Below are 25,973 nucleotides of genomic sequence, written 5' to 3' on the forward strand. Positions count from 1 at the left end.
CGGACGGAAGAGCAAGCCCTTCACGCCGAATCAACAATGTGCCGGACAAACCAGCGGCCCCCTGCGGAACGTGTGTAGGGTCAACGAAACCAGGCTCGTGGTCGAGCATCGCAGAGGCAAAGGCGACGGGTTTGAATCGTCGCCGTCTGCATCCTACGCGTGGCCCGCGGCCTGCTCAAGGAGTCGTCATCGCGATTCTTCGAAGGTCGGGAAACGCGGGAATGGCGACGGCCTCGGGCTTGAAATCACGGGAAATGCAGCGCGTGTTTTCGCCCGGTCGCGCGATGTCCTCGCTCATACGGCGGCTGGTTGCGGCTCGCGAGCCGAAGGTGGCTGGAGTCCGCCGGCGATGGCCACGAAGGCCTCAACCAGCATGACGCCGGCCAGGGCGACGAGAGTCACCGAAATCCATCCCACCGGACTGCCGCCGGAGCCGGACTTCGCGAACTCGGCGCGGATGATCGTGAGCAGGGCCCAGCCGCTCATGACGTACATGAAGATCGCGGGGATTCCAGTGACGACCCAGACCCACCAGGCACGGCGGGTGCGCCACAGCCAGACCGTCACTCCGAGAAGCGTGAGGGCCGCCAGGAGCTGGTTGCTCGCGCCGAACAACTGCCAGAAGGTGCGCCACACCGGAGCGCCCGGCTTGCCGTCCTTGTCCAGAACGGTCTGGGTGACGAAATAGACCGGAACGCCGGCGGTGAACAGGGTTCCCAACCACTTTCCTGCCGCTCCGCGCATTCCGGTCAGCTCCTGGATGATGAACCGTCCCAGGCGGGTGCAGACGTCGAGCGTGTCATAGACGAACGTCGTGAACGCCATCAGAGCGAAGGCGATGCCGTACATCGGGTTGACTCCGACTTTCGCGAGGAAAGCGCCGATGCCCCGGGCGTAGATCTGCTCGGGCTTGGGGTTCTGAGCCAGCGGAGAATCCTGGACGAGCATCATGACGCAGCAGAGAGAGACGATGGCCACCATGGCTTCCAGGAGCATGGCGCCATACCCGATGGGGCGGGCGTCGGCTTCTGTCCGGAGCTGTTTCGACGTGGTTCCCGATGCGATCAGCCCGTGAAAACCCGAGCAGGCGCCGCAGGCAATCGTGATGAACAGCATGGGGGCCAGCATGAACCCGTTCGAGGCTTCCATGCCCTTGAAGGCGGGGAGATGGACTTCACCGCCCCCCATGACGATCCCCAGGCCACCGGCGATGAGCGCGGCGTAGAGGAAATAGCCGCCCAGCTGGCCGCGCGGCTGAAGCAACAGCCACAGGGGCACGACCGAGGCGATGCAGCAGTATCCGAGGAGCAGCACGTTCCACGTCTTGCGGGCCGCTTCCCGGTCGGTGTCCTGCGGATAAAGCAGATGCGAGAACGACGTGATGTCGAGCGGGAACTTCTGGCCGACCCAGATCGCGAGGATGACCAGGGGGATGAAGATCCAGGTGGCCTTTTCCATGCTCACCTTGCCGAAGCGAACCACGATGCCCATGACGATCGGCAACAGGAGGTACAGGAGCGACGACGTCGCGATCCCCTTCCCCAGGACCGTTTCACCGCCATCGATGACCTGGTCGTCGATGAAGGCGGTGGCCGTGATATCGGTGAAGGCGACGATGATGTAGACGAGCGCCAGCCAGATGAAGATCAGGAACAGGACGAACGCCCGGCCGCTGATGTGCTGGCGAACGACCTCAGAAATCGAATCGGCCTTGTGACGCACGGAGGCGATCAGCGAGGCGAAATCGTGGACTCCGCCGACGAAGATGGAGCCCACGAGGATCCACAGTAGTGCCGGGAGCCAGCCGAAATAGGCTCCGGCGAGAATCGGTCCGACGATCGGGCCGGCGGCGGCGATGGCGCTGAAGTGCTGGCTGAGGAGCGGGCCCTTGTTGCAGGGGACGTAGTCGACGTCGTCCCGCATGGTAAAGGCGGGGGTCGGCTGATTGGGATCGATCCGGAACAATCGCGGCAGCAACCGGCCGTAGGTCACGTAGGCGACCGTGAGAATCACCGCGGACAGCACGACAATCGACGTCATCATGGAAGTCAGACTCCAGACCCGAGCGGCTCAGACACAGTCGGAGAGGCGTCGCAGCCCCTCGACAACTGCGATGCTACAGACACGGCCAACCTGTTGACAGGCGACGCGGATCGTTCACCCGGGCGCTCCTTTGCCTTCCGGTTTTCCTCGCCGTAATTTGGTTTGGCCTTCCCCACCCCGGATCACACCTTCCCACCAGGGTCACCCGCCATGCGTCGGTTTTCACGTCGCGACTTCCTCCAGACGACTGCGGCCCTTGCTCCAGGCCTGTTCGTCGCCAATTCCTTCGCGGCCGCGCCTTCAAAGTCTCCGAACGAGAAACTCGACCTGGGGATCATCGGACCGGGGAATCGCGGAAGCGCCAACCTGGCGGGTGTCGGCTCGGAGAACATCGTCGCGATCTGCGACGTGGATGACCGCCAGGCGGCGAAGGCGTACGAGAAATATCCGCAGGCGTCGCGTTACAAGGATTTCCGGAAGCTGCTCGACCGGGAAAAGCTCGACGGCATCGTCGTCAGCACGACCGATCACGTGCATGCCCACGCCAGCCTGGCGGGGATGCGCCGCGGCCTGCACTGCTACTGCGAAAAGCCGCTGGCCCACTCCGTCTGGGAAGCGCGTCTGATGTCGGAAACGGCGAAGCAGGAAAAGCTCGCGACGCAGATGGGGACACAGATCCACGCCACGGAGAATTACCGTCGTGTCGTCGAAGCGGTTCAGGCGGGAGTGCTGGGACCGATCCGTGAGGTGAAAGTCTGGGTGACGAAGGGACGCCATTGGGGGGGCGGGGAACGTCCGGCGGTCGCCGAGCCGATTCCGCCGGAGATCGATTGGGACCTGTGGCTGGGGCCGGCGCCGGAACGGCCGTTCCACAACACCTACCTGCCCGGCAACTGGCGATCGTGGTGGGATTTCGGGACCGGGATGCTGGGTGACATGGGATGTCACTACATCGACCTGGCCTTCTGGGCGCTCGGCCTTCGTCATCCGGAGACCATTGCCGCCGAGGGGCCGCCCGTCCATCCAGAAACGGGGCCAATGGGCATGAAGGTGACCTGGACGTTTCCGGCCCGCGGCGAGCAGCCGCCTGTCGTTTTGACTTGGATGGACGGCGACATGGTCCAGAAGCCGGTCCATGAGAAAGAACTGCCGAACACCGGGGTTTATTTCGTCGGCGAAAAGGGTTCTCTGTTCGCCACTTACGGCAACTACCGCCTGTTTCCCGAAGAGCACTTCAAAGACTTTACAGCGCCGCCGAAGTCGATTCCGAAGTCGATCGGCCACCACCAGGAATGGATTGCGGCCTGTAAATCCGGTTCGCCGACGTTGTGCAACTTCGACTACTCGGGGGCGCTTACGGAGTCGGTCTTGCTCGGCACCGTGGCCTACCGGACTGGGAAAACGCTGACGTGGGACCCGGTGGCGCTCAAGGCGACGAATGTCCCCGAGGCCGACCAGTACCTGCGGCGGGAATACCGGAAGGGGTGGGAACTCTGAATCCGGGTGTTTTCGCTGAAGTTCGTGGACGCGGGCGTCCGCTCGACGGCAGCCCGTTGTCGCAGCTTTTTTCCAAATGGTGAAAAGACTTGCGTCGTCGCGGCCCGGGCCTTACCTTTCCGGGTTCCTCCTATTCCCGGAAGACCTGAGTTTCGAGCAGTTTCGCAATGCAAGACGGCATCCATCCCGATTACCACGCGGTCGTGTTCCACGACATCGGCGCGGATTTCAAGTTCCTGTCGAAGTCGACGATGAAGTCCAAAGAGACGATCAAGTGGGAGGATGGAAACACCTACCCGTTGATCACCGTCGACATCAGCGCCGCGAGCCATCCGTTCTTCACCGGCAAGATGAAGCTTCTGGATGCGGCCGGCCGCGTCGAGAAGTTCCAGAAGAAGTACAAGTGGGCGAAGAAGGAAGAGTCCACCGAAGCCGCGCAGTAATTCGCGCCGCCCGGAGCCGGTTCGAACTGGCTCCAGGGATTGTGATCGAAGCAGCGTCCGGAACCATTCCGGACGCTGCTGTTCTTCCCCCTGCTCTTCTTCACGCTGGCATTCTCATGCCCTGCCTCCGCGATCTGTAGCGTCTTGACCACCCCGTTTGTTTTGGTCGAGATCACAGTTCCTGCGCGTCGAGGTGTTCCATGTTTCCGAGTCTTGATCTGAAGCTCCAGCGGTTTGAAGAGCTGGAACGACGGCTCCAGGAGCCGGATGTCCTCGCGAATCCGGCCGCGCTGGTGGAAGTCCAGAAGGAGTACGGCGGGCTGCGCAAGGTCGCTGAAACCGTCCGGACGTACTACCGGCTGGAATCGGACCTGACCGGTGCGAAGGAAATGCTGGAGCTGGAAGCGGACGAAGGTTCGCGGGAGTACCTGCTGGCGGAAGTGGCCGAGCTCGAGCAGAAGATCGGCGGGATGCGGACGGAGCTCGAAGACCTGGCGACCGCGGGCGACGCGGCGACGCGTGGCGGGCTGATCATGGAAATCCGGGCGGGCACGGGCGGAGACGAGGCGGCGCTGTTCGCGGGCGACCTGTTCAACATGTACTCCCATTTCATCCAGAACCGCGGATGGAAGATCGAACTCCTCGACGCAACCGACGGGGAAATGGGGGGTTTCAAGGAAATCACCTTCGGCGTTCAGGGCGAGGGGGCTTTTCAGCAGCTGCAGTTCGAGAGCGGCGGGCACCGCGTGCAGCGCGTGCCGGAAACCGAATCGCAGGGGCGGGTTCACACCAGCGCCGCGACGGTAGCGGTGCTGCCGGAAGCGACGGAGGCCGAAATCGACATCCGCGATGAAGACCTGCGGATCGACACGATGCGGGCGGGCGGACCGGGAGGCCAGAAGGTCAATAAGACCGAAAGCGCGGTGCGGATCACGCACATTCCCAGCGGCATCGTCGTGAAGTGTCAGGACGAGAAGAGCCAGCACAAGAACAAGGCGAAGGCGATGAAAGTCCTTCGCAGCCGGCTGCTCGAAGCGACCGAACAGAAGATCCACGAGGAGCGGGCGACGCAGCGGCGGACGCTGATCGGTTCGGGCGACCGGAGCGAACGGATCCGCACCTACAACTTCCCGCAGGGACGGCTCACCGACCATCGCATCGGGCTGACGCTGTACAAGCTGGACCAGATCATCAAAGGGGACCTGGATGAACTGGTCGGCGCTCTGGTGGAGTTCGACCGCCAGGAGCGGCTGAAAGGGCTGGGCGCGACGCCGTCGTAATCCTGTTGGTCGCGGTCAGCGGCCAACTCGAGAGGCGGAGTGTTGAGCCTGATTCTCTGAGGGGGCTTCAGACGCGCGGCCTGCAGCTTGAGACGAGTGATTCCGGCGGCGCTGGCGACGGCTTTCGCCATGGGGCTTCCCTGTCGCCTGAGGGGCCGCAGTCAATCCGCCAGACACTTCAATGCCGCTTCTCTCTTCATTCGACGTGTCGGGTTGTGCCCGACATCCGGGGATGTTCGGGCAATCTGGAGAGAGGTCTTTTCAAGCTGCAAATCTATGGTCTCCTGACCTCTGGGAGTTCCGGTTGCTGTCCCGGCTGTGTGCCAGGGCGCGATGGGCCCGTCGAGGCGGCGCAGGTCGCCGTGGCCCTTCGGAAGTCCGAACGTTTCAACTCAATGGAGATGCATCAATGGCGAGGAAACTGATCGTTCTGACGTCTGTGGTCGCGCTCATCCTGGCGGCGAGCAGCGACGCGGAAGCGGGTCGACGGAGACGACGGTGCTGCGGTAACAACTATGGATCGTGCTGCCCGGTCAGCTCGTGCGCCGCGCCCTGCGGGCCAAGCTGTGGAGCTCCCTGCGGCGGATACGGGGCGGCTTACGCTCCGAGCTGCGGTGCACCCTGCGGGGCCTGCGGATCGGGCTGCAGCGCCTGTGACGCCGGATACGGCGGCGCGCCAATGGGATCGACGTACTCCGCGCCCGCTCCTGCACCGGCGAGTGACGCCCCGGAGCCGCCCCCGGAACCGGCTCCCAAATGATCGCACGCCGCACGTGAGCAGATCTGCCACTGAAGGGGCGAAGCGCGAAGTCGCTTCGTCCCTTTCTCCATTTCCGCAGTTGCAGAGATCAGGATCTGGAATGCTTCGACTGCGCCCCGCGGAATCGAACGACGCTCCCCTGCTCCGTCGATGGGACGATGAGCCGCACGTCCTCGCTTCCGACCCCAATGATGAGTGGGACTGGGAAACGGAGCTCGGGCGGAGAGTGAGCTGGCGCGAGCAGCTGATCGCCGAACTGGACGGGCGGCCGATCGGCTTTCTGCAGATCATCGATCCGGCCGAAGAAGAGTCCCACTACTGGGGGGAGGTCGGCACGGGCTTGAGGGCCATCGACATCTGGATCGGTCCGGCCGATGCGCTGGGCCATGGGTACGGCACGACGATGATGAAGTTCGCGATCGCCCGCTGCTTCGACGTCCCATCGGTCAGCGCGGTGCTTCTCGACCCGCTGGAGTCGAATGTCCGGGCACTTCGATTCTATGAACGGCTGGGGTTCGAGTGTCGCGGGCCGCGGCGTTTTGGTGAGGACGATTGCCTGGTTTACGAACTGACGCGCTCGAAGTGGCGGTCGTTGGCCGGTTCGGCCCGCGATGTGCAGTCGGATGCCCGGTGACCTGGCCGATTCCGCGGCGTCAGGCGCTGATGCATCGTGACCACTCTCGGGAGGGACTCATGGAGCTGCTGACATTCGCGATCATCGCGATGGTGATTTCGCTGGTCGCGGGAGGAATGGGGTTTACGGGGCTGGCGGCGGGCGCAGCATCAGCCGCGAAGCTTCTCTTCGGGATCTTCCTGGTGATTGCGCTTTTCCTGTTTGCCCTGGTGCTGCTCGGCGTCGGGGTGGTGCGCGCGGTCGCCTGACCGGTTCGACGGAATACACAGGGCCCGGCGGGCGGCCTGAGAGTCAGCGCGCGAAGAGTCGGGCGGCATCGGCCGGATTCAGGCGAAGCCGATCCTGTTTCTTAGCGACCGTTTTCCGGATGCGTTCCAGGAGAGGCCGCTCCTGCGACTGGAGCAGGTCTTCGAACGCCTTCCGGGTTCCGTTGCCGAGTTCCTCGGCCACCCATCCGCCCAGCAGGCCGATCTTGCGGGTGTCGACGTCGGTGAGCTTGAGGTCGAGATCGTGAAAATGCGGTTGAACGACGAAGACCGGCAGCAGGCTGTCGGGCATGAATTCGGAATCGACCCGGAAGGAGCAATCGAGCAGTGCCTGGACCGTGACGTCGCTCTCGACGGTACCGTTGATCCCTTTGACGCCCCATGTCCACAGCGCGAACTGGGTTTCGCAGCGGGCACGGACAGCGACGAAGAGGTCGAAGCGCGTCGCGCCGTCCGGCGTCTTTCTGATATTCCGGATGTCGAGTTCGAGAGTCTTGTCGGGGTTGATCAGCGACATTGAGAATCGTCGCCAGAATCCGTGGTTGACCTTTTTCTCCCGCTGCTCGAAGCGGACCTGGCCTCCCTTGGTTTTGACCTTCACTCCCGAGGCGACTTTCTCGGTTTTGTCCCAGTGACGATCGTCCCTGTAGTTTTCGGGGATGACGTGGAGAGCAATTTCGCGGGCAAGACTGGCCCAGGAGAACTCGACCGGGGCGGCGGGGCTCGTCGCGACGACGGGCTCTTCCCCACAGGCGACTCGATCTGTCAACGCGAGCCCGAACAGGCAACTCACGCCGAGAGTCGTTCGCAACAAGACTCGATCCATCGCTGGCCTCAACCGTTGGTCGAGATACTTTTACGACTTCCGGAGGGGTTTTCACAAGACGAATGAGGGGAAACACAGCGAAGGCAGAACCACGGATTCGACGGGGCCAGCTGTTGTCGGTCGAAGACGCTTTGCGTTGCTTCGAGGTCGTTCGTTCGTCTCCATTGGAACGAGTCGTGAACGACGCTGGCGAATTCCGGGCTTCTGACCGTGCGCCCAAACCTTGACAGCACTGGTCGAGCCACGTCCCCACCTCCGGAGCGGATCGCCTTTTTGATCACTTTTCCGGTGAACCCTGCTGCGAGGGCGTGTGTCGGGGGCTCTGATTCCACTGAGTTCGGTGGGATGACGGTCTTTTTCTCGAGGTGTGCCATGCGCCCCGAAGTCGCTTTCACTGTGCCAATGAGCCTGCAGGCCGGCTGAATGGAATGATCGTCGCGTCAGGCGACGGCATTCCCTTTCCCGGGCCCGGGCTCTCTCTGCCGATCGGTTTGCCGTTTCAGGCCGGCCCTGCCCGATGTGCGCGCGGGGCCAATTCTTCCCGCACACGAAAAGAGATTCATGGCCCTTCATCGACGCCAGCGCGAGCAACTGCGCGCGCTCTGTGGCGAACTTCACGAGGACGACGGGGTTGATCCCCGCCGATATTTCCGACCTGCCCGACAGCGCGACCAGGATCACCGCAAGTCGAGGCAGCTTTGCCGCCAGGTCCAGAGAACTCTCGACCTGGTGCTGACCGGGGAGACCCGCGACGAACTTCTGGCCAGCCTGAAGGTCGTCTCGGTCCTGCCCGGCCGCGACGCGTCGCAACTGCTGGTCACGGTCACCGCGGATGTGCCTCCCGACCAGTTTCGCCGCGAACAGATCGAGGCGCAATTGGCCCTGGTCCAGGGGCGACTGCGGAGTGAGATCGCGGCCGCGATCACGAGAAAGAAGACGCCCGTTCTGACGTTCCAGATTCTCGCGCCGGACGCCGGCGTCGAAGTGAATGGGGAGGACGAACGATGACTTCACCTCCCGCAACGCTGTTTGTCCGGTCGCCAGGTCGGCTGAGCACCGAGGTGGTCGACTCCGTGAATCGGATTCGTACTGCCGAGGACGTCCGATACGTGGCCGTCATGCCGGATGCTCATCTGGCCGCGGAGGTCTGCGTGGGCCTGGTGCTGGCGACGAATCGACTGATCTATCCTGCCGCCGTCGGTGGCGACATCGGCTGCGGCATGGCGGCGGTCCCGATCGACGCGGAGGCGGACTTGCTCGACGATGATGTGTCCGCAGGCCAGTTGCTGGGCGACTTGTATCGAGAGGTCCCTTCCAACAGGCATCGCACTCGCAGGGCCCTGCCCGATCGGTTGAGAGACTTTCCGTTGAGCGACCCGCGACTGGGCCGGATGGCCGAACGGGAAGGTTGCATCCAACTCGGAACACTCGGCCGCGGCAACCATTTCCTGGAGTTCCAGGCGGACGAAGACGACCGGATGTGGGTGATGGTCCACAGCGGATCGCGCGCAATGGGACAGGTGATCACGGCGCATCACGTCCGGAACGCCGAGGGATCGTCAGTCGGCATTCCGTTCTTCGATGCCGAGGGACACGCCGGTCGTGCCTACCTTTCGGACGTCGGTTGGGCGCGGGAATACTCCGCCACGAACCGTCTGGAGATGCTGCGTGCTGTTGAAACGATTCTGGCCGATCGCTTTTCGGCCACCGTCGACTGGTCCAGGCTGATCCACAGCGATCACGACCACGTGCGTCGCGAAACCCACTTCGGAAACGATTACCTGGTTCATCGCAAAGGGGCGCAGTCCGCCCGAACCGATGAAGCGGGCATCATTCCCGGCTCGATGGGGACAGCGACCTTTCATGTCGTCGGTCGCGGTCTGCCGGAATCGCTGCGTTCCTGTTCGCATGGCGCCGGAAGGCGTTTGAGCCGGGATGCAGCGCGACGGCAGATCGGCGCCCGGCAGTTGGAACGCGAGCTGCGAGGCATCTGGTGTGACCGGCGTCGATTCGATGTGCTGCGCGAGGAAGCCCCCAGCGCCTACCACGATATCGAGAAGGTCATGCAGGCGCAGAAGGATCTCGTTCGCGTCGTTCGCCGACTGCGACCGGTGTTGAGCTATAAGGGAACTTAAGGCCGGAGGGACAACGAAGAAGCCCACGGACCGCGGCCCGTGGGCTTCTCTTGTCAGCGGTTCAGAGGCTCTCTTCAGACGGCGTACTTGTTCTGCAGCCGAAACTTGGGGTGCTTTTCGAGATAGGCCGCGATGCGGTCGGTTCGCGCAATCGCCTTCGGGAGGAAGTCCAGGGCTTTCTGCAGGCGATCGTTCGGCTCGGCGCAGCTGAAGCGGAGGAATCCGCCGCCGGCTTCTCCGAAGCATTCCCCGCCGAGGCAGGCGACGCCGAACTGATCGTCGGCGCCTTCGAGGAAGTACATGGCCAGGCCGTGGCTGGTGATTCCGAGTTCGTTGCAGACGGGGGCGACGTTCGGGAAGACGTAGAACGTGGCCCTGGGGTCGATCGTCTTGAAGCCGGAGATGGCGTTGAGTCCCTTCGTCAGCAGAAGGACCTTCTCGCGGAACTTACCCATCTGCTCTTCGCGCTCGGCCTTGTCGCGCTTGAGGGCGTTCATGCCGGCAAGCTGTACGATGGGGGGCGTACAGGAAAGTGTCGTGTTGATCATCTTGCCGATGGCATCGGCGATCTCGGCGCCGGCGACCGCAAAGCCGAGCCTCCAGCCGCTCATGCTGTACGACTTGCTGAATGTAAAGGCGGCGACGGCCTGATCCATCATGCCGGGCTGGGCGAGGATCGAATGATGCCGGCCTTCCCACACCATGTGGCAGTAGGGTTCATCACTGAAGACGGCGATGTTCTTGCCGCGGATGAGGTCGGCAATGGCCTTGAGGTCGCCTTCCGAGGCCACGCCGCCGGTCGGATTGTGCGGCGAGTTGAGGAAGATGGCCTTGGGATTCTTCGCGGTCTTCAGGAACTTTTCGACCTCGGCCACATCGGGGCGGAAATCGTTCGCCTGCTTCAGCGAACTCGTCACCATCGTCGCGCCGCGGCGGAGGATATTGGGGGTGTAGGTCGGAAAGTACGGCGCGAAGACGAGGACGCTGTCGCCGGGGTTACAGAATGCCTCGCAGAAGTACTGCTCGAACACCTTCGCTCCGGGGGCGACGACGATGTTCTTCGCCTCGGCGGGGATACCGAACTCTTCCTTCACGAAGGCGGCGGCCGTTTCGCGGAATTCGGGGAGCCCGGGAGAGGGGCAGTAGTGCGACTGATTGGCGTTGATGGCCGCGATGCCGGACGACTTGGCGGAGGAGGTGCTGTCGAACGGGCTGTCGCCGATTTCGAGTTCGACGACGTCCTTCCCCTGCGCCTTCAGGGTCTTGGCGACGGCCAGGACGGAGAACGCGGTTTCCACGGTGAGTGAACGGGCGAAATCACTGAGCGCAGCGGCCATATCGGGTTCCTTTCCAGAGGTGTGGCCGCCAAACTAATGGCTCGTCGGTGACATCGCCAATGAGTTGCGGGTGAACGGTCCGCGAACGGATGACTGCTGCATGCTCCCTTCACGACTGATCGCCGCGTCGCTGGAGACGGCCCGCCTGCTGACAACGCTCGAACTGAAGCTGGTGATCGCCGAAAGCTGCACGGGGGGAATGGCGGCGGCAGCGCTGTCCGGAGTGCCGGGGATCTCGAACTGGTTCTGCGGTTCGATGGTGGTTTACCGGACCGAAACGAAAAGGAGCTGGCTGGGCGTCGACCCGCCGGGCTTTGATCCGGCCGAGTCGGACAGCGTGGGGCCATTGACGTCAAATGCTCTCGCGCGGGCCGTGGCCAGGGCGACGCCGGAGGCGGACATCGCGGCGGCGATCAGCGGGCACCTTGGCCCCAATGCGCCCGCCGATCTGGACGGGCGCGCGTTCATCCGCATCTCACTGGCCCGTCCCGGTCGCGACGGCGATGAGCCGGGAGGAATCTCGACCAGCTACGTTTCCCAGGTCCGGCCGACTGCGGAGCTGCTGAAATCCCGGAGCGAAAGGCAGGAGGAGGCGGCCACGGTGTTCCTCGAAGAAATCGTGGAGTTTCTTGGCAAACTGGAAAGGTCGCTTTCGTGGCGCTGAACCCCGCACCGCTGGAAGATCCGACCGCGCTGGCCAAATACTCGGGGCTGGATGTGGCGGCGCGGCTGATCGTTGAAGGCTACATGATCGGACAGCATCGCAGTCCGTTCAAAGGGGCGAGCGTCGAGTTCGTGGAACACCGGCAGTACACGCCGGGGGATGAAATCCGGCACATCGACTGGCGGGCGTATGGCAAAACGGGACGGTACTACGTCAAGGAGTTCGAGGAAGAGACGAACCTGCGGACCTACCTGGTCGTCGACGGCTCGGGAAGCATGGGATACGGCGAGAGCACCCTTTCCAAGTTCACCTACGCCCGATACCTCGCGGCTGCGATGGGATACCTGCTGCTGGCGCAGCGGGATGCGGTGGGACTCGTGACGTTCGACACCGAAGTGCGCGAGCGGGTCGAGCCGAATGTTTCACAGAACAGCTTCCAGCGATTGTCGGGCGTGCTGACGAACTGGGAGACGGGAGGCGAAACGAGTCTGTCGAAAGTGTTCAGCACGCTCATCCCGTCGCTCAAGCGGCGGTCGCTGGTGATGATTTTCAGCGACTTCTTCGATCGCATCGAGCCTCTGACGCAGGCGCTCAAGCAGTTCCAGCACGCGCATCATGAAGTGATCCTGTTTCAGGTGATTGCTCCCGAAGAAGAGACGTTTCCGTTCAGCCGGCCGACGCTCTTCCGCAGCCTGGAGCGAGTCGATCATCGGCTGCTGGTCGATCCCCACCGGCTCCGGGCGGCGTATCTCGAGCAGTTTGAACAGTTCCAGGGGAAGCTGGCCGACATCTGCAGTCACGCCGGGGTGGACCTCGTGCGGCTGACGACGACGATGCCGTATGCGAAGGCGCTCGGGCAATACCTGGACCAGCGGTCGCGGCGAAAGTCGAAGCGGTAAGTGCCCGACCCTGACAGCGCCAGCAGAGGCGCGGAGCAGCGCAACTGCGGGGGATCAGCGCGAGGCCGCTTCCATGATCTCGGCGGCGATGTCGTCAATGGCCCGAAGCTCTTCGTTCCGCTCAACTTCAACGAGCGACCACCGGGGCTCCTCGGCAGCGAGGTCGAGATAGACCTGTCGGACGTTTTCCAGATAAGCCGCATCGGCCTCCTGCAGGTCGGCGACACGGTCGGTGTAGCTGCGGGCGTTCTTCCGCGCGATCAGGGTTTGAGCGGTTGCGGCGGGGAGGTCGAGCAACAGCGTCCTGTCCGGACGCGGAAGCGCGTTCACGTCGAACTCCAGCGACAGAATCCAGCGTGCGAGTTCCTTCCGCTCGGCTCCTTCGCGCTTGGCCGCCTGGTGGGCGATGTTGGAGGCGACATAGCGGTCGAGGATGACGACGTCGTGGGCGGCCAACGCTTCCAGCAGCATCGATCGCGATTCCATGCGGTCGCCCGCGAACAACGTGGCCGCCAGGAACGGGTGGACCTGGTCGAGCGATCCGAACCGGCCGTTGAGGAAATCGCCGATGCGCGCGCCGAAGAAGGTGTCCTGATAGCGGGGGAAGCTGATCAGCGCGGTCTTGCGGCCACGGGCGTTCAGGGCGTCGCGCAACAGCGCGGCCTGCGTCCCTTTTCCCGAGCCATCGATGCCTTCAATGGCGATGAGGACGCCGCGGCGGTCCCCGGAACTCGTCGTGCTCATTCGACCGCTGCTGCTCCACTCTTCACAGGCGTCCGGTAATCCAAAGGCGGCTTCTGATCGGGCGCAATCAGGGGGGTGTACTTCTGCTTGTCGGTGCGGCGGGCGAAATCGGCCCTGGCGGCCGCCACGAGTTCGGGCCTGGTCATGAGGTCGAAGGTCGTCGCCGCGAGGACCTGGGCGGCGAGCATCATGGCGTCTCTTGCGAATGGCTGCTGCCCGCAGGCGACTGCCTGCCACGAATGGGCGGGCGTTCCGGGAACGAAACAGGCTGTCCCGAAACCGGAGGTCGGAACAACCCAGGAGACGTCGCCGACGTCGGTCGAGCCCCGGCCCGTATCGCCAGAGCGGTCGCTGACGATACGGATGCGATCCACAGGCTCGGGCTTCTCCAGGGTTTCGGAGAGTCGCGCGGCGAACTCCAGATCTTTCGCGCTGTATTCGAGCTTGTTCAGATCTTTGAGGTTCTTGAGGATCACCTGCGACATCGGAACGTTGGGAAGGATCTCGGCGATTCCGCCTTCGTGCTTGATCTCGAGGCGGGTTTCGGTCGCCAGCGCAGCTCCTTCCGCACACTTCTCGACACGCTCGAAAATCTGCCGCACCGTCAGCGACTTCGGATGTCGGACGTAGAAGTAGACCTCGGCGTAGTCGGGGACAACGTTCGGTGCCTGTCCTCCGCTGGTGATCACGTGGTGGATTCGAGTCTCTTCGGGCGTATGCTCGCGGAGCATCTCGACGGCATGCGCCATGAGCTCAACGCCATCGAGGGCCGACCTCCCCTGCTCCGGCGAGCCGCCGGCGTGGGCGCTCTTTCCATGGAATCGGAACTTGGCGGCAATGCGGGCGAGCGTTCCGCGGTCGCCCGCGGAATTGGCGGTGCCGGGATGCCAGTGGAGAGCGACATCGACATCCTTGAAGAGGCCGTCGCGGGCCATAAATGCCTTCGCGCCGCCCCCTTCTTCGGCCGGGCATCCGTAAAACCGGACGGTGCCCTTGAGGGCTCCGGCTTTGATCTGTTCCGCGATCGACAGGCAGGCCGCCGCCGAGGCGACTCCGAAGAGATGGTGACCGCAGCCGTGGCCGTAACCGTTGCCAGGCCGCGGCTCGCGATGAGGGACCCCTTCCTGGGCCAGGCCCGGCAGCGCGTCATATTCCCCGAGGAGAGCGATGACCGGCTTTCCTTCGCCGAATTCGGCGATGAAGGCGGTCGGCATTCCGGCGACCTCGCGCGTCACGCGGAACCCCGCGGATTCGAGCCAGTCGGCAAGCAGCTTCGACGACTTGAACTCCTGGTATCCGGGTTCGGCCCATTCCCAGATCTGCGCCGCCTTCGTCCACGCCTCGTCCGTCCTCGCGGTCACCGCCTTGACGGCGGCTTCTTTCAAGGGCTTCGACTGTGCGAAGGCCGGGACATCCGCCGACAGGAACGCGATTGCCAGGGTCGCGTACACGATCAGTCTGGGCATGCGGAATCACCTGGGATGTGAAATCGAGAGCTGACGTCGGGCGAGCGCCCTTGAGACCTGATAGCCCGAGGATACCGGGTCGTGCGGCGGGCTGCACGGGGGCAACGAAAACAGCCCACGGGGGAAACCCGTGGGCTTTCTGAAGCAGTCCGACGCGTGCCTTACCCCGTGGCGTCTCCGGCTGGTGGCGTCTCAACCGGCGGTGTTTCGGCGAGGGGGACGCTCTCGTCGGCGAAGTCGGCCGGGATGCGGGCGATACTGGCGAGCTTGTCGCCCTCATCGAGGCGCATCACGCGAACGCCCTGGGTATTGCGGCCGATCTCGCTGATGGAAGCGGCGGTCACGCGCTGGATCTTGCCGCCGGTCGAAATCATCAGCACGTGGTCTTCGTCATGAACGCAGAGGGTGCTGATGACCTTCCCGTTGCGGGCGGTCGTCTTGATGTCGCGGAGACCCTTTCCGCCGCGACGCTGACGACGGTAACGCATGCCGCTGGAAGCTCCGCCCGATCCTTCCTCACCTTCGACGGGAGCCGTCGGGACATCGGTGACGTCGGGATCGGAAGTTCCTTCGTTGTCGAGTTCGCCGAGGCCGAACGGAGTCCGCTTGCCGTAGCCGTTTTCACAGACGGACAGCAGCGTGGCGTTCTCTTCGGCGACGACGAGTCCGACCACGTGGTCTCCGCCGGTGAGCGAGATGCCTTTGACACCCATCGTGTTCCGGCCCATGGGCCGCGCGTCGGCTTCGCTGAAGCGGATCGCCATGCCGGTCGAGGTGCTGAGAACGACGTCGTCGCCCGCCTTCACCTTGACCACTTCGATCAGCTCGTCGCGGCCGATCACTTCTTCCTTCTCGTTCTTCGTTTCTTCGAGCTTGATGGCGATGATGCCCCCCTTCATGGGGCGGCTGTAGGCGGCGAGTTCCGTCTTCTTGACAGTGCCGTCTTTCGTGGCCATCAGCAGGAACATGTCGTCCTGGAATTCCCGGACGTCGATGCAGGTCTGAACCTTCTCCCCTTCGGAGAGCTGCAGGACGTTGACGAGCGCCCTCCCCTTGCCGGTTCGGGCCTGGAGCGGCAGGTCGTAGACCTTCTGCCAGTAGCACTTGCCGAGGTTCGTGAAAAACAGCAGAAAGGCGTGCGTGCTGGAGACGAACAGGTGCTCGAGCGGGTCGTCGTCGCCGGTCTTGGCGCCGATCATCCCCTTGCCGCCGCGATTCTGGGCCTGGTATTCGGAGAGCGAAGTCCGCTTGATGTAGCCGCGGTGGGACAGCGTCACCACCATCGTCTCTTCGGGAATCAGCTCCTCGCGATTGACCTCGGTGAGCTCTTCTTCGGAAATCTCCGTTCGTCGGGGGCTCGGGAACTTCCGCTGCAGGTCGACCATCTCCTCGCGGATGACGGCGCGGAGGTTGGCTTCGTCGGACAGCAGATTTCGGAAGCCGAGGATGTCTTCCAGCAGCTTCTTGTATTCGCCCACGAGGCTGTCGCGCTCGAGGTTGGCCAGCGAGCCGAGCTGCATGCTGACGATCGCCTCCGCCTGGTTGGCGGAGAGCGAGTACGTGCTGCGGACGCCGTGGTCTTCCTGATAGAGGGCAAAGCCCTCGTCACCGAGCGCCCGGGCGAGCAGTTCGGCGGCGACTTCGATTTCCTGCAGCCGCTTCTTTGCCTCTGCCCGCGAGGGGGACTGGCGGATGGTGCGGATCACGAGGTCGATGTCGACCTGGGCGACGAGCAGGCCTTCGACAGTGTGCTTGCGGTTTCGCGCCTCGGCGAGCAGGTGTTCCGTCTTGCGGCGGGTGACCGTCACGCGATGCCGGATGAATTCCTCCAGCATCTCCTTCAGTGACAGCGTCTGCGGCCGGTTGCCGACGAGCGCGAGCATGTTCATGCTCTCGGTCGACTGCAGCGGCGAGTACTTGTAGAGCTGGTTGAGGACGATGTCCCTGTCCGCGTCGCGCTTCAGGTAGATGTGCAGCCGCACCTGCCAGGGAGGCGTGTTGCGGTCGGTCAGGTCGACGATCCGCGAGATGCCCTGGACGCGATCGTCCTTGATCAGTTCCTCGAGCTTGGATTTGATCCGGTCACGCGTGTCGTTGTACGGAATCTCCGTCACAACGATGACGTCGGTGTTCTTCTCCGTCTCGAAATGGACCTTCGCGCGGACGACGATCGTCGAGCGGCCCGTGAGATAGGCCTGCCGCAGGTTGTAGCGGCCGCAGATGATTCCGCCGGTCGGGAAATCAGGGCCGGGGATCTGCTCCCAGAGTTCCTCGAAGGTGGCGTCCGGATTGTCGATCAGGAGGATGACGCCTCCAGCCACTTCCGCCATGTTGTGCGGCGGAATGCTCGTCGCCATACCGACGGCGATTCCCTGCGAGCCGTTGACGAGCAGGTTCGGAATCCGCGACGGGAGGACGACGGGCTCGAGGTGCCGCTGGTCGTAGGTCGGAATGAAGTCGACGGTGTCGCGGTCGAGGTCGGCGAGCAGTTCAGCGGCCGCGGACGAGAGCCGCGCCTCGGTGTATCGCATGGCCGCCGGGCCGAGGCCCGCCAGGGAGCCGAAGTTGCCCTGCTTGTCGATCAGGACTTCGCGCATCACCCAGTCCTGCGCGAGGCGGACGAGGGTGGGATAAATGACGGACTCACCGTGAGGGTGGTAGTTACCACTCGTATCGCCCGAGATTTTGGCGCATTTGACTCGGCCACTGGCCGGCCCGAGTCCCAGGTCGTTCATGGCGACAAGGATTCGCCGCTGGGCCGGCTTCAGCCCGTCCCGGACGTCCGGCAACGCGCGGCTGACGATCACGCTCATCGCGTACGTCAGGTAGCTCTGTTCAAGCTCGGAGCGAATGTCGAGGTCATCAATCCGGCCTCCAAGCGCTCCCGAACCGTTCTCAGGATTGTTCGCGGGCGAGCCGGGCGTTCCATCAGCCAAGGGACGAGTGCTCCAGATGTGTGAAAGTGACTCTAAGCCCTCAATTCTAGGGAGTTTCCGACGCTGAGAAAACCGAATGAACGGCGAATTGAGGCCGCGTTGCGCCCGTCGTCAACGAGGCTCCGACGCGGAGGCATTTCGACACCGCCACCCGGCGTGAATTGCCACCGGCCACGGAAGTTTCCAGACTCTGGAGCTTTGCAGCGCCAATGCTGTGGCACGCGCGAAAATCAACGCGGCGAATGTCCCCTGTTTACGTCATCTCCAGCCCAGATTTGCGGTTATGGGACTCGCCCGTGCGGCCATCCATCTCCTACTCCAGGAGGCCCGTCGTCGGCCAATGTCTGGCCGAGTCGTGACGCTGGGGAGCCAGCACGTCTACGCGACGGCCGAAGAGGTCGAATCGATGGCGCGTGGACAGGGCGTCACGCTGCGGCATCACAATTTCGAGCCGCATCGGGAACCAGCCCTGGCGGCCCGGGGTTTTGTCTCCGACCGCTCGCTGCTGACGAGCCTGGGATTTTCTGACATCGTGCGCGTCGACGTTTCGAATTACGAGGCGTGCGATGAAATCCTCGACCTGAATGGCCCCGAGACGCCGCCAGCGTTGCAGGGCCAGTTCGACCTCGTGCTAGACAGCGGCACGCTCGAGCATGTGTTCGATTTCCCGGCCGCGCTCAGGCATTGCTGCCGGCTCGTGCGGCCGGGAGGGCGAATTGTTCATCTGACCCCCTCCTCGAACTGCGTCGAGCATGGTTTTTACAGTGTGTCGCCCACGCTGTTTTACGATTTCTATCGCGCAAACCGGCACGAACTCGCGGACCTGTTTCTATGCCGGATTCCGATCGATTTGCCGCGGGGGGAGTGGCAGGTTTTCGACTACCTCAATGCACCGCTCCGGATGATTCCTATCGGAATGCTCGATCAATCGATCTGGTTTACGTGGAGCGTCTCGATCGCCCCGGACCGGTTCGACGACTCGACGCCGCAGCAGGGTTTTTACGAACAGACCTGGCGGGATGCAGACCAGAATGATTTGAAAGACGCCGGAGGAATCGCAGAGGGAGGAAAGGCCGAGCGGCTGCTGAAGGCCGTCCAGTTCAGTCCGGGCCTGACGCGGATCTCCAGTTCCGCCATCGGCAAATGGCGGACATTCGTCAACGCGCGACGCGTTCGCCGACATCAACTCCCCTACCCGTCCGTGGGACGGTTTTAGGGGCGAGGCGGAGGAGGCGCGAGAGAGGCCTCGCTTTCTTCCCGAAACCGGCGCCAGAGGATGAAGTTGAGTGGCAGGGTCGTCGTCAGGATGGCCGTGAGTTGCGCCCAGGCGGCTCCTTCGACGCCGAATCTCGCCGTCAACAGCCAGACAAGCAGCGCACAGGTCGTCGAACTGACGAGATTGGCGATCAGAAACGGATCCCGCCTGTGGGCCCGCACGTAGATGCCGAAGGCGATGGCGAGGTTCTGGAGGGTGAGGGCCGCGCAGAAGATCGCCGTTGGGCGGACATCGAGAACCCGGGGAGCCAGGACGTCGGCAATGCGGCCGAGGATCGCCGGGAAATGCCGACTGTCGATCGCAGTCGCATGCATCGCCTTGAGGGACGCCACCACGGCGATCAGGGCCACGCTGCCGATCACCATCACGGCGGTCGAGACCTTCACGAGCCGGTGGAACACCTGGTCGAGAGCGTTGCGGTCCCCCTGGGCCGCCAGCACCCCGAGCAGTGAACTGCGGGATTGAATCCAGCCGGCTGCCGCGGCCTGCATGGCGGTCAGGATCGACCAGGTCATGCCCATCCGCCCCCCTTCGGCCGCGCCATACATCTCGAAGACGACAAGGGTGAAGATCCAGGTGTTGGCGTATCCGAAGATGCTCTGCAGAGCAATTCGCCACTGCAACGACCACTGCCGGGCCCGCCAGTCGTGGTCTCCCCCCTCGGCCGGCTGCAGGAAGTTCAGGAAAAAGCCGCGATTGGCGAAGGCGATCAGGGCGACATCAAACGCCAGGCGGACGAACGCAGACGCCGGCAACGCCCACAGACCTCCTCCCATGGAGAGGACCATCCAGACGGCGACGTTTCCGGCGAGCGCCTGGAAGAACCGGAAGCGATAGACGGACGTCACCTGCCGGCAGCCTTCCAGAAGGCTGAAGGCGGGCTGCAGCCCGAGTGAGGCAGCCGTCAACACAGCGGTCGCGATCCACTCCCGTCTCCACGACAGCGTTCCGGGATCCTGGCCGGAGAGGTACCAGATCCCGACGGGCGTGATCACCGCGCCGAACACCGCGCTCATGATGAGGAACCAGCCGAAACTCTGCCGGCCGATCTGCACTAGGTTCGCCTGCGCGGTCGGATCTCCCTGGAAGCGACCGTCTGGGCCGAGTGAAAGGGCGGCCCACTCGTGGCTGGCGGCGTAGACCGTCAGCGTGTGCAGCCCCAGTTCGACGAACGCCTGTGTCGCCAGCAGCGGCAGAAATGCGTAGTAAAACCCCTGCGAATCATCACTGAGTTGCTGTGCGATCAGCCACGCGGTGACCGGCCCTGCGAGGAACTGCCAGATCCGGCTGGCCAGCAGGTAGGCGAGCGCCCGATCGATGTCGACGCGTTGAGCGAGCCGCTTGAGTCGCGCCGGGAGGCTTCCAGGGTGCTCGTCGCGACCGGCCATCGAAATAGGGTCTGACTTCTGGAAGAGTGACGGAAGTGGGATTGGCGGTGCGGGAGGGGAGAGCGCGGATTGTGGCGGCGACGGTTGATGGAAGTCCAGTTGTGTTCGCAGCCCAGGATCGTTTCTCGTCCTTTCTATCGGACTTCCGGCCCTTGTATTCAAAAGAGGCGTCGTTGCACTTCTCCGAAGTGGCGGTCGGTGGGGAGCCGACTGGAGGAGGGCCGCGGTGGGGGTGAAATCGGTTGAAATCGACGGGCCATTCCGGCGGGAGATTCAATAGACTGCTGCCGGGCCGCCTTGGGCCTGGCCTGCTGTGACGAATGAAACGTTCCCTTGAGACTGCCCCGAAGTTCATGGCCGCCGGTCCGTCCGTCACCATCGTCGCCCTGAACGCTTCGGCGGTCATCAATCCGCAGGCGGGCGCCAGGATCGGTGGGCTGGAGACGTTTGCCTGGAATCTCGCGCGGGCCCTCGCTGCGGATCGCTTTGAAGCGTTTTTCGCCGTTCGTGCGACGACGATGCCGCCGGAGAAGGTGGTCGACGGCGTGACGCTGCTGGTCGATTTCGAGCCGCTTCGAGACCTGCGCCGTGGTGTCTCGGAGCAGGTGCTGGTCGAACGATCGTTCCCGTGGCTGCGGGTGAAGAAGTGGTCACCTGCCCTGCTCTGGCGGGTTCCGATCCTGGCGGTCGCCCGGCTGTTCGGCGGCGAGCGGTCCCTGGACCAGCGTTTCGGGAAACTGCTGAGTCCCCTGCGGCCGGGAATCGTCATCGCCCTGGGAGTGAGTGCCGAATCGGCGGCTGCACTGGCGGCTGCAGAGGCAGCCGGCCATGAGGGAATCATCTGGCTGCAGTCGAACGGAGACCTCGACGAGCGATTCTTCCGGGAGCCGGGCTACCGGAATGTGTACGGCGTCACAGGGGACGATGCGAACGCCTGCCTGAAAGGGAAGCACCTGCTGATCGCGCAGACAGAGCATCAGCGGGAGCGACTGCGGACGCTCACCGGGCGGGAGTGCGCCGTCATCCAGAACCCGGTGGACCTCGACGCCTTTTCGCCGCCGGCGGAAAACGCCGAGCGCCGTGGAGTGCTGTGGATCGGCCGGTACGACCGGTTCCACAAGCGTCCGCTGCTGGCGCTCGAGATCGCGAGAAACTGCCCGGAGATCCCGTTTCTGTTCGTCATCAATGACGGCGATCCGGCCGTTGCGGAGGAGCTGCGACGATCGAAGCCGGAGAACGTTTCGGTGGTCGATTTCGTTCCGCGCCCTGAAATGCCGGGCCGTTTTCGTTCGGCGGCGGCGTTTCTGAGCACGGGGTCACTCGAGCATGAAGGGTTTCCGAACGTCCTGCTCGAGGCCGCGGCGGCTGGCCTGCCGATCGTGTCGCTCCACGATTTCGACGGCTTTCTCAAGCGGTCGGAATGCGGAATCGCCACCGACGGCGACCTGAGTCTGGCCGCCAGTTCCCTTGCTCAACTGGCCCGGGACAGGGCCGAGTGGTTGCGGCGCAGCGTCGCGGGCCGCGCCTATGTCGAAGCGAATCATTCGATGGCGATCGTGCTGAGGGGACTGCGTCCCCTCTTGCGGGGGCTGGAGTCTCCGGTCGGCGAGGAGCCCGAAATCCGCCGCTGAGCGGGCGAAGCCATTTTGTCCGCGGAATCGTTCCGACTACGATTCTGGAAAAGGCCGCAACGGCCTCTCAGCCGCAGGGACGCACACCCCAGGAGTCGCAGTGGAAAGTCGTAGTCTGCCCAGGAACCCGAGTCGCCCCGTCCGGATCGGAACGGTCACGATTGGCGGAGGCCATCCGATCGCCGTTCAGAGCATGACGGCGACGCATACCACGAACGTCGATGCGACGGTGGCTCAGATCCACTCCCTCGAGGCCGCGGGCGCGGACGTCGTGCGGGTCGCGGTCGACTCGAAGAAGGACGCCGAGGCGTTACTGGCGATTCGCGGCCAGACGCAGGCCAACCTGGTCATCGACCTCCAGGAAAACTACCGGCTGGCGGAAGTCGTGGCCCCCGCCGTCCAGAAGCTGCGCTACAACCCCGGACACCTCTATCACCACGAGCGCGAAAAGCCGTGGCAGGAGAAGGTGCGCTATATCGCGGGGGTCGCCGGCGAGAACGACTGCGCGATCCGTGTCGGGGTGAACTGTGGGAGCGTCGATCCGGCCAAGAAGGAAAAGTACGACCCGGCCGATTCGATCTCCCCGATGCTGGAATCCGCGCTCGATCACTGTGAGTTCCTCGATTCGATCGGGTTCACGCGGTACTGCGTCTCGCTGAAAGACTCCGATCCGACGAAGGTGATCGAGGCGAACAAGCGGTTTTCGGAAATCCGGCCTGATGTGCCGTTGCACCTGGGGGTGACCGAGGCGGGGATGCCGCCGGACGGGATCATCAAGACGCGGATCGCCTTTGAACAGTTGATCAGCCGTGGAATCGGGGACACGATCCGCGTTTCGCTGACGGTGCCGAACGCGCGCAAGGCGGAAGAGATCGAAGCCGGCCGGAAGATCCTCGCGGATATTGCTGCGGGACGCGTGCGGAGCGTCGTGAACTACGGCCTGCCGACGATGAATATCATCAGCTGTCCAAGCTGTTCCCGCGTCGAGAACGAGGCCTTCATCGAGCTGGCGCAGGACGTCAAGACGATGGCCGAATACGCCAAGGATTATGCCATCACGATCGCTGTGATGGGCTGCCGGGTGAACGGCCCCGGGGAGACCGACGATGCCGATCTGGGGCTGTGGTGCGGTCCGAACTTCGTGAACCTGAAAAAAGGCCCGCAGGAACTGGGGCAGTATCCGTACACCGAGATCCTGCCACGGCTGAAACAGGAGCTGGATGCGCTGATTGCGCAGCGGGCGAAGGCCTGAACTGCGTCCTTCTCCCCGCGATGTGGCTGCGCTGTTTGAGGAACCTGCTGCGGGGAGAAGGTGGCCGACAGGCCGGATGAGGGGCTGAGACGCACTCCAACGATCGAGGCGGGCCGGATGTCGACTGATCAGAATCCGGACGCCCTCGGGCACGCCCGACAGCTTCGCCGGAACCTGACATTTCCAGAGCGCCTTTTATGGTCGCGGTTACGCGACCGCAGGCTTTCCGGCCAGAAGTTCGTCCGGCAGGCGCCGATCGGTCCGTTCATCGTCGATTTCCTCTGCCGTCAGCACTCGCTCGTCATCGAGCTGGATGGCGCGAGTCATGACAATCGCGGCCGGCGTGACATGGCGCGCCAGAGGCAGCTTGAAGCTTCGGGATTCCGGGTGATCCGCTTCTCGAATGATGACGTGCTGCGAGAGATGGATACTGTGCTCGAGGCGATACTGAAGGCGGTTGATGGTGCGACGGCGTAGGCGGACTGACGGATTCTTGTCGTCCCCCTCATCCGCCTTCGGCACCTTCTCCCCGCTGGGAACCGCGTCGCTAAGTGGCAGGTCAATCGCGGGGAGAAGGCCCGCGCGGGGGGCCTCCTTCTGGATGGGCTCCAGCAGTCTGACGAGACTTCCCGACAGTCGTTACACTTCAATTCCACTCGAACGACCGAACCCGACATTCAACCCGATTCACATCCGTGCTTGCCGGTCCGCTGTTTCGCCGTGAAGTCCTGATCAATCCCAGGCCGCTCAAGCATTACCTGATGCGGGCGGGGTACGTGCTCGCACTCTTCGTGCTGATGTACACCGCCGGCCAGGCGACGATCGGCTGGCAGACGCTGGGCGACATCGGGGACGCGGCCAAGTTCGGCACGTTCCTGTTCAGCCTGTTCGCGATGGTGCAGCTGACCATCGTGATCGCGGCCTCGCTGCTGTTCGGTTCCAGTACGGTCGCTCAGGAAAAGGACAAGCGGACACTGGTCCTCCTGCTGATGACCGACCTGAGCAGCGTCGAACTCGTCGTCGGAAAGTTGCTGTCGGCGCTGCTGACGGTGCTGACGCTGATCGCCGTTTCCCTGCCCGTGTTCGCCCTGGTTCACACCCTGGGCGGCGTTTCGATGACGCAGGTGTTGTGGGTCGAGGTGATCTGCATCGCCGCAGCCCTGGCCGCCGGGGCATGGGGAGTGCTCGTCGCCTTCTGGCGCGAGAAAACGTTCCAGACGCTCGCCATCAGCGTGCTGGGGGCGGTGCTGTTCCTCGGGCTTCTGGAACTCGGAAGCGTTGCCGCAGGAGCCGGGTCCGGAATCAGCCAGGGCTTGGCCGCGTTCGATCCGTATCGCGCGGTTCTTGGCGTCCTGAATCCGCTCGCGGCACAGCCTGGCGTGCGAACGCCGACGGTGGGCGCCTTGAGCTCGACGGTCAGCCTGCTCGGGCTGGCGGCAGTGCTGACGGCCTATACCGTGCTGCGTGTCAGAACCTGGAACCCTTCGCAGCTGGCGTTCGAGCAGGCGGCGACCGCAGCCGCGGAAGCTGAGAAGTCCCCATCGACGAACCGGCACATCCACCGCAAGGTCTGGGATGCACCGATCCTGTGGCGTGAGATTGCGACCCGCGCCTACGGGCGAAAGATGTTCGTCATCAAGGCCGGATACTTCGTCTTCGCGGCGCTGGCGGTGCTGTTTCTCTACAACTCGCCGGCGAATGCAGGCCTCGTGCTCGGTCTGATTTCCCGTGAGGGATTCGCCTTTATGGCGGTATCGATCCTCGCGCTGGTCCTGACCAATGCCCAGGCGGTGACGTCGATCACGTCCGAGAGGGACGGCCAGACGATGGAACTCGTGATGGTCACGGAAGTGAGCTCGCGCGAGTTCATCCTCGGAAAGCTGGGAGGCGTCTTCTTCAATATGAAGGAGGTGCTGGCGGTCCCGGTTGCGTTCGTGCTGGCGGCAGTCAGCCGTGGGACGCTGGGGGGCGAGAATGCCGTGTATGTCCTGGTGGGGCTGGCGGCGCTGGCGATCTTCGCGGCGATGCTCGGGATTCACCAGGGGCTGACGTACGAAATCTCGCGCCAGGCGATCGCTCACAGTCTGGGGACGATTTTCTTCCTGTTCGTCGGAATCTTCATCTGCATGATGCTGATCGTCGAAGCCCGGTCTTCGTACTCCCTCCAGTTTCTCCCGTTCCTGGGATTCATCCTGGGAGGGAGCATGGGGCTGTATGCGTCGCTGTCCCGCAAGAATCAGTCTCCGGCGCTGATGCTTTCGGCCGGAATTCTCCCGTTTGCGACGTTCTACTCGATTACGAGTTACCTGCTGGGGAACACGCTGGGAGTCTGCGTCGCGCTGGCCGTCGCCTACGGGATTCCGACCGTGGCGATGTTTGTTCCGGCCGCGAGCGGTTACGACGTGGCCCTGGGGCGGTCGTCGGATAAGGGATGACCGCAGTTTTGGCCGGAAGTCCGGTCCTGCCGGCGAGGTTGGCTGGACGGTCTAAAAGTTG

General features: G+C 63.6%; 21 protein-coding genes. 14 read left to right on the forward strand and 7 right to left on the reverse strand.

Features of this window, described 5'->3' with window-relative positions:
• Positions 1 to 294: 294 nt before the first annotated feature.
• Positions 295 to 2,043: a carbon starvation CstA family protein gene (locus Pan44_RS16555; protein ID WP_231754078.1), complete on the reverse strand. Its 1,749-nt coding sequence runs from the start codon at positions 2,041 to 2,043 to the stop codon at positions 295 to 297.
• A 210-nt stretch (positions 2,044 to 2,253) separates the two neighbouring features.
• Between Pan44_RS16555 and Pan44_RS16560 the strand changes: the two genes are divergently transcribed.
• The 5 genes from Pan44_RS16560 to Pan44_RS16580 all read left to right on the forward strand — a co-directional run bounded on the left by Pan44_RS16560 (position 2,254) and on the right by Pan44_RS16580 (position 6,905).
• Entirely contained in the window at positions 2,254 to 3,540 is a 1,287-nt protein-coding gene (locus Pan44_RS16560; protein WP_145031117.1) for a Gfo/Idh/MocA family protein, read from the forward strand.
• Between the two features lie 167 nt (positions 3,541 to 3,707).
• Positions 3,708 to 3,983 (forward strand): type B 50S ribosomal protein L31, encoded by a 276-nt coding sequence (locus tag Pan44_RS16565; protein WP_145031118.1) that lies wholly within the window; start codon positions 3,708 to 3,710, stop codon positions 3,981 to 3,983.
• A 200-nt stretch (positions 3,984 to 4,183) separates the two neighbouring features.
• On the forward strand, positions 4,184 to 5,263 hold the full coding sequence (prfA, locus tag Pan44_RS16570) for a peptide chain release factor 1 (RefSeq protein ID WP_145031119.1): 1,080 nt from the start codon (positions 4,184 to 4,186) through the stop codon (positions 5,261 to 5,263).
• Positions 5,264 to 6,123: 860 nt separating this feature from the next.
• A complete protein-coding gene (locus Pan44_RS16575) occupies positions 6,124 to 6,657 on the forward strand; it encodes a GNAT family N-acetyltransferase (protein WP_145031120.1) in 534 nt (177 codons plus the stop codon).
• Between the two features lie 65 nt (positions 6,658 to 6,722).
• Positions 6,723 to 6,905 (forward strand): DUF1328 family protein, encoded by a 183-nt coding sequence (locus Pan44_RS16580; RefSeq protein WP_145035075.1) that lies wholly within the window; start codon positions 6,723 to 6,725, stop codon positions 6,903 to 6,905.
• Between the two features lie 43 nt (positions 6,906 to 6,948).
• Here the strand turns inward: Pan44_RS16580 and Pan44_RS16585 are convergent, their stop codons facing one another.
• On the reverse strand, positions 6,949 to 7,749 hold the full coding sequence (locus Pan44_RS16585; RefSeq protein WP_145031121.1) for a hypothetical protein: 801 nt from the start codon (positions 7,747 to 7,749) through the stop codon (positions 6,949 to 6,951).
• 561 nt (positions 7,750 to 8,310) lie between these two features.
• On the opposite strand from Pan44_RS16585, the gene Pan44_RS16590 reads away from it, so the two are divergent.
• Both Pan44_RS16590 and Pan44_RS16595 read left to right on the forward strand, forming a co-directional pair.
• Positions 8,311 to 8,757, forward strand: coding sequence for a ribosome-binding factor A (locus tag Pan44_RS16590; protein WP_145031122.1), 447 nt, complete (start codon positions 8,311 to 8,313; stop codon positions 8,755 to 8,757).
• Positions 8,754 to 9,884 (forward strand): RtcB family protein, encoded by a 1,131-nt coding sequence (locus tag Pan44_RS16595; RefSeq protein WP_145031123.1) that lies wholly within the window; start codon positions 8,754 to 8,756, stop codon positions 9,882 to 9,884. Before Pan44_RS16590 ends, Pan44_RS16595 begins: the two co-directional genes overlap by 4 nt.
• Before the next feature lie 74 nt (positions 9,885 to 9,958).
• On the opposite strand, the gene Pan44_RS16600 is transcribed toward Pan44_RS16595, so the two are convergent.
• A complete protein-coding gene (locus Pan44_RS16600; RefSeq protein ID WP_145031124.1) occupies positions 9,959 to 11,221 on the reverse strand; it encodes a pyridoxal phosphate-dependent aminotransferase in 1,263 nt (420 codons plus the stop codon).
• A gap of 100 nt (positions 11,222 to 11,321) precedes the next feature.
• Between Pan44_RS16600 and Pan44_RS16605 the strand changes: the two genes are divergently transcribed.
• Positions 11,322 to 11,885: a CinA family protein gene (locus Pan44_RS16605; protein ID WP_145031125.1), complete on the forward strand. Its 564-nt coding sequence runs from the start codon at positions 11,322 to 11,324 to the stop codon at positions 11,883 to 11,885.
• Positions 11,876 to 12,784 carry a DUF58 domain-containing protein gene (locus tag Pan44_RS16610; protein ID WP_231754079.1) on the forward strand — a complete coding sequence of 303 codons (909 nt, stop codon included), beginning with the start codon at positions 11,876 to 11,878 and terminating at the stop codon, positions 12,782 to 12,784. The genes Pan44_RS16605 and Pan44_RS16610 overlap by 10 nt, the downstream gene beginning before the upstream one ends.
• A 54-nt stretch (positions 12,785 to 12,838) precedes the next feature.
• Here the strand turns inward: Pan44_RS16610 and tmk are convergent, their stop codons facing one another.
• From tmk to gyrA, 3 genes are all read right to left on the reverse strand, one after another.
• Positions 12,839 to 13,528, reverse strand: coding sequence for a dTMP kinase (tmk, locus tag Pan44_RS16615; RefSeq protein ID WP_145031126.1), 690 nt, complete (start codon positions 13,526 to 13,528; stop codon positions 12,839 to 12,841).
• Positions 13,525 to 14,994: an amidohydrolase gene (locus tag Pan44_RS16620; RefSeq protein ID WP_145031127.1), complete on the reverse strand. Its 1,470-nt coding sequence runs from the start codon at positions 14,992 to 14,994 to the stop codon at positions 13,525 to 13,527. Before Pan44_RS16620 ends, tmk begins: the two co-directional genes overlap by 4 nt.
• A 161-nt stretch (positions 14,995 to 15,155) precedes the next feature.
• Positions 15,156 to 17,930 (reverse strand): DNA gyrase subunit A, encoded by a 2,775-nt coding sequence (gene gyrA, locus Pan44_RS16625; protein ID WP_231754080.1) that lies wholly within the window; start codon positions 17,928 to 17,930, stop codon positions 15,156 to 15,158.
• 340 nt (positions 17,931 to 18,270) lie between these two features.
• Here gyrA and Pan44_RS16630 point away from each other — a divergent pair, with 340 nt between their 5' ends.
• On the forward strand, positions 18,271 to 19,146 hold the full coding sequence (locus Pan44_RS16630; RefSeq protein ID WP_197453390.1) for a class I SAM-dependent methyltransferase: 876 nt from the start codon (positions 18,271 to 18,273) through the stop codon (positions 19,144 to 19,146).
• Here Pan44_RS16630 and Pan44_RS16635 read toward each other — a convergent pair.
• A complete protein-coding gene (locus Pan44_RS16635; protein WP_145031130.1) occupies positions 19,143 to 20,594 on the reverse strand; it encodes a lipopolysaccharide biosynthesis protein in 1,452 nt (483 codons plus the stop codon). The two genes, Pan44_RS16630 and Pan44_RS16635, sit on opposite strands and share 4 nt — an antisense overlap.
• 320 nt (positions 20,595 to 20,914) lie before the next feature.
• On the opposite strand from Pan44_RS16635, the gene Pan44_RS16640 reads away from it, so the two are divergent.
• The 4 genes from Pan44_RS16640 to Pan44_RS16655 all read left to right on the forward strand — a co-directional run bounded on the left by Pan44_RS16640 (position 20,915) and on the right by Pan44_RS16655 (position 25,912).
• Positions 20,915 to 22,225, forward strand: coding sequence for a glycosyltransferase family 4 protein (locus Pan44_RS16640; RefSeq protein WP_145031131.1), 1,311 nt, complete (start codon positions 20,915 to 20,917; stop codon positions 22,223 to 22,225).
• Between the two features lie 100 nt (positions 22,226 to 22,325).
• Positions 22,326 to 23,477, forward strand: a complete 1,152-nt coding sequence (gene ispG, locus Pan44_RS16645; protein WP_231754081.1) for a (E)-4-hydroxy-3-methylbut-2-enyl-diphosphate synthase — start codon at positions 22,326 to 22,328, stop codon at positions 23,475 to 23,477.
• 117 nt (positions 23,478 to 23,594) lie between these two features.
• Positions 23,595 to 23,954, forward strand: coding sequence for an endonuclease domain-containing protein (locus tag Pan44_RS16650; RefSeq protein ID WP_145031132.1), 360 nt, complete (start codon positions 23,595 to 23,597; stop codon positions 23,952 to 23,954).
• Positions 23,955 to 24,172: 218 nt separating this feature from the next.
• Complete coding sequence (locus Pan44_RS16655; protein ID WP_145031133.1) at positions 24,173 to 25,912, forward strand: ABC transporter permease; 1,740 nt, start codon at positions 24,173 to 24,175, stop codon at positions 25,910 to 25,912.
• The last annotated feature ends 61 nt before the right edge of the window (positions 25,913 to 25,973 follow it).

The sequence above is a fragment of the Caulifigura coniformis genome (assembly GCF_007745175.1).
Lineage (GTDB): Bacteria > Planctomycetota > Planctomycetia > Planctomycetales > Planctomycetaceae > Caulifigura > Caulifigura coniformis.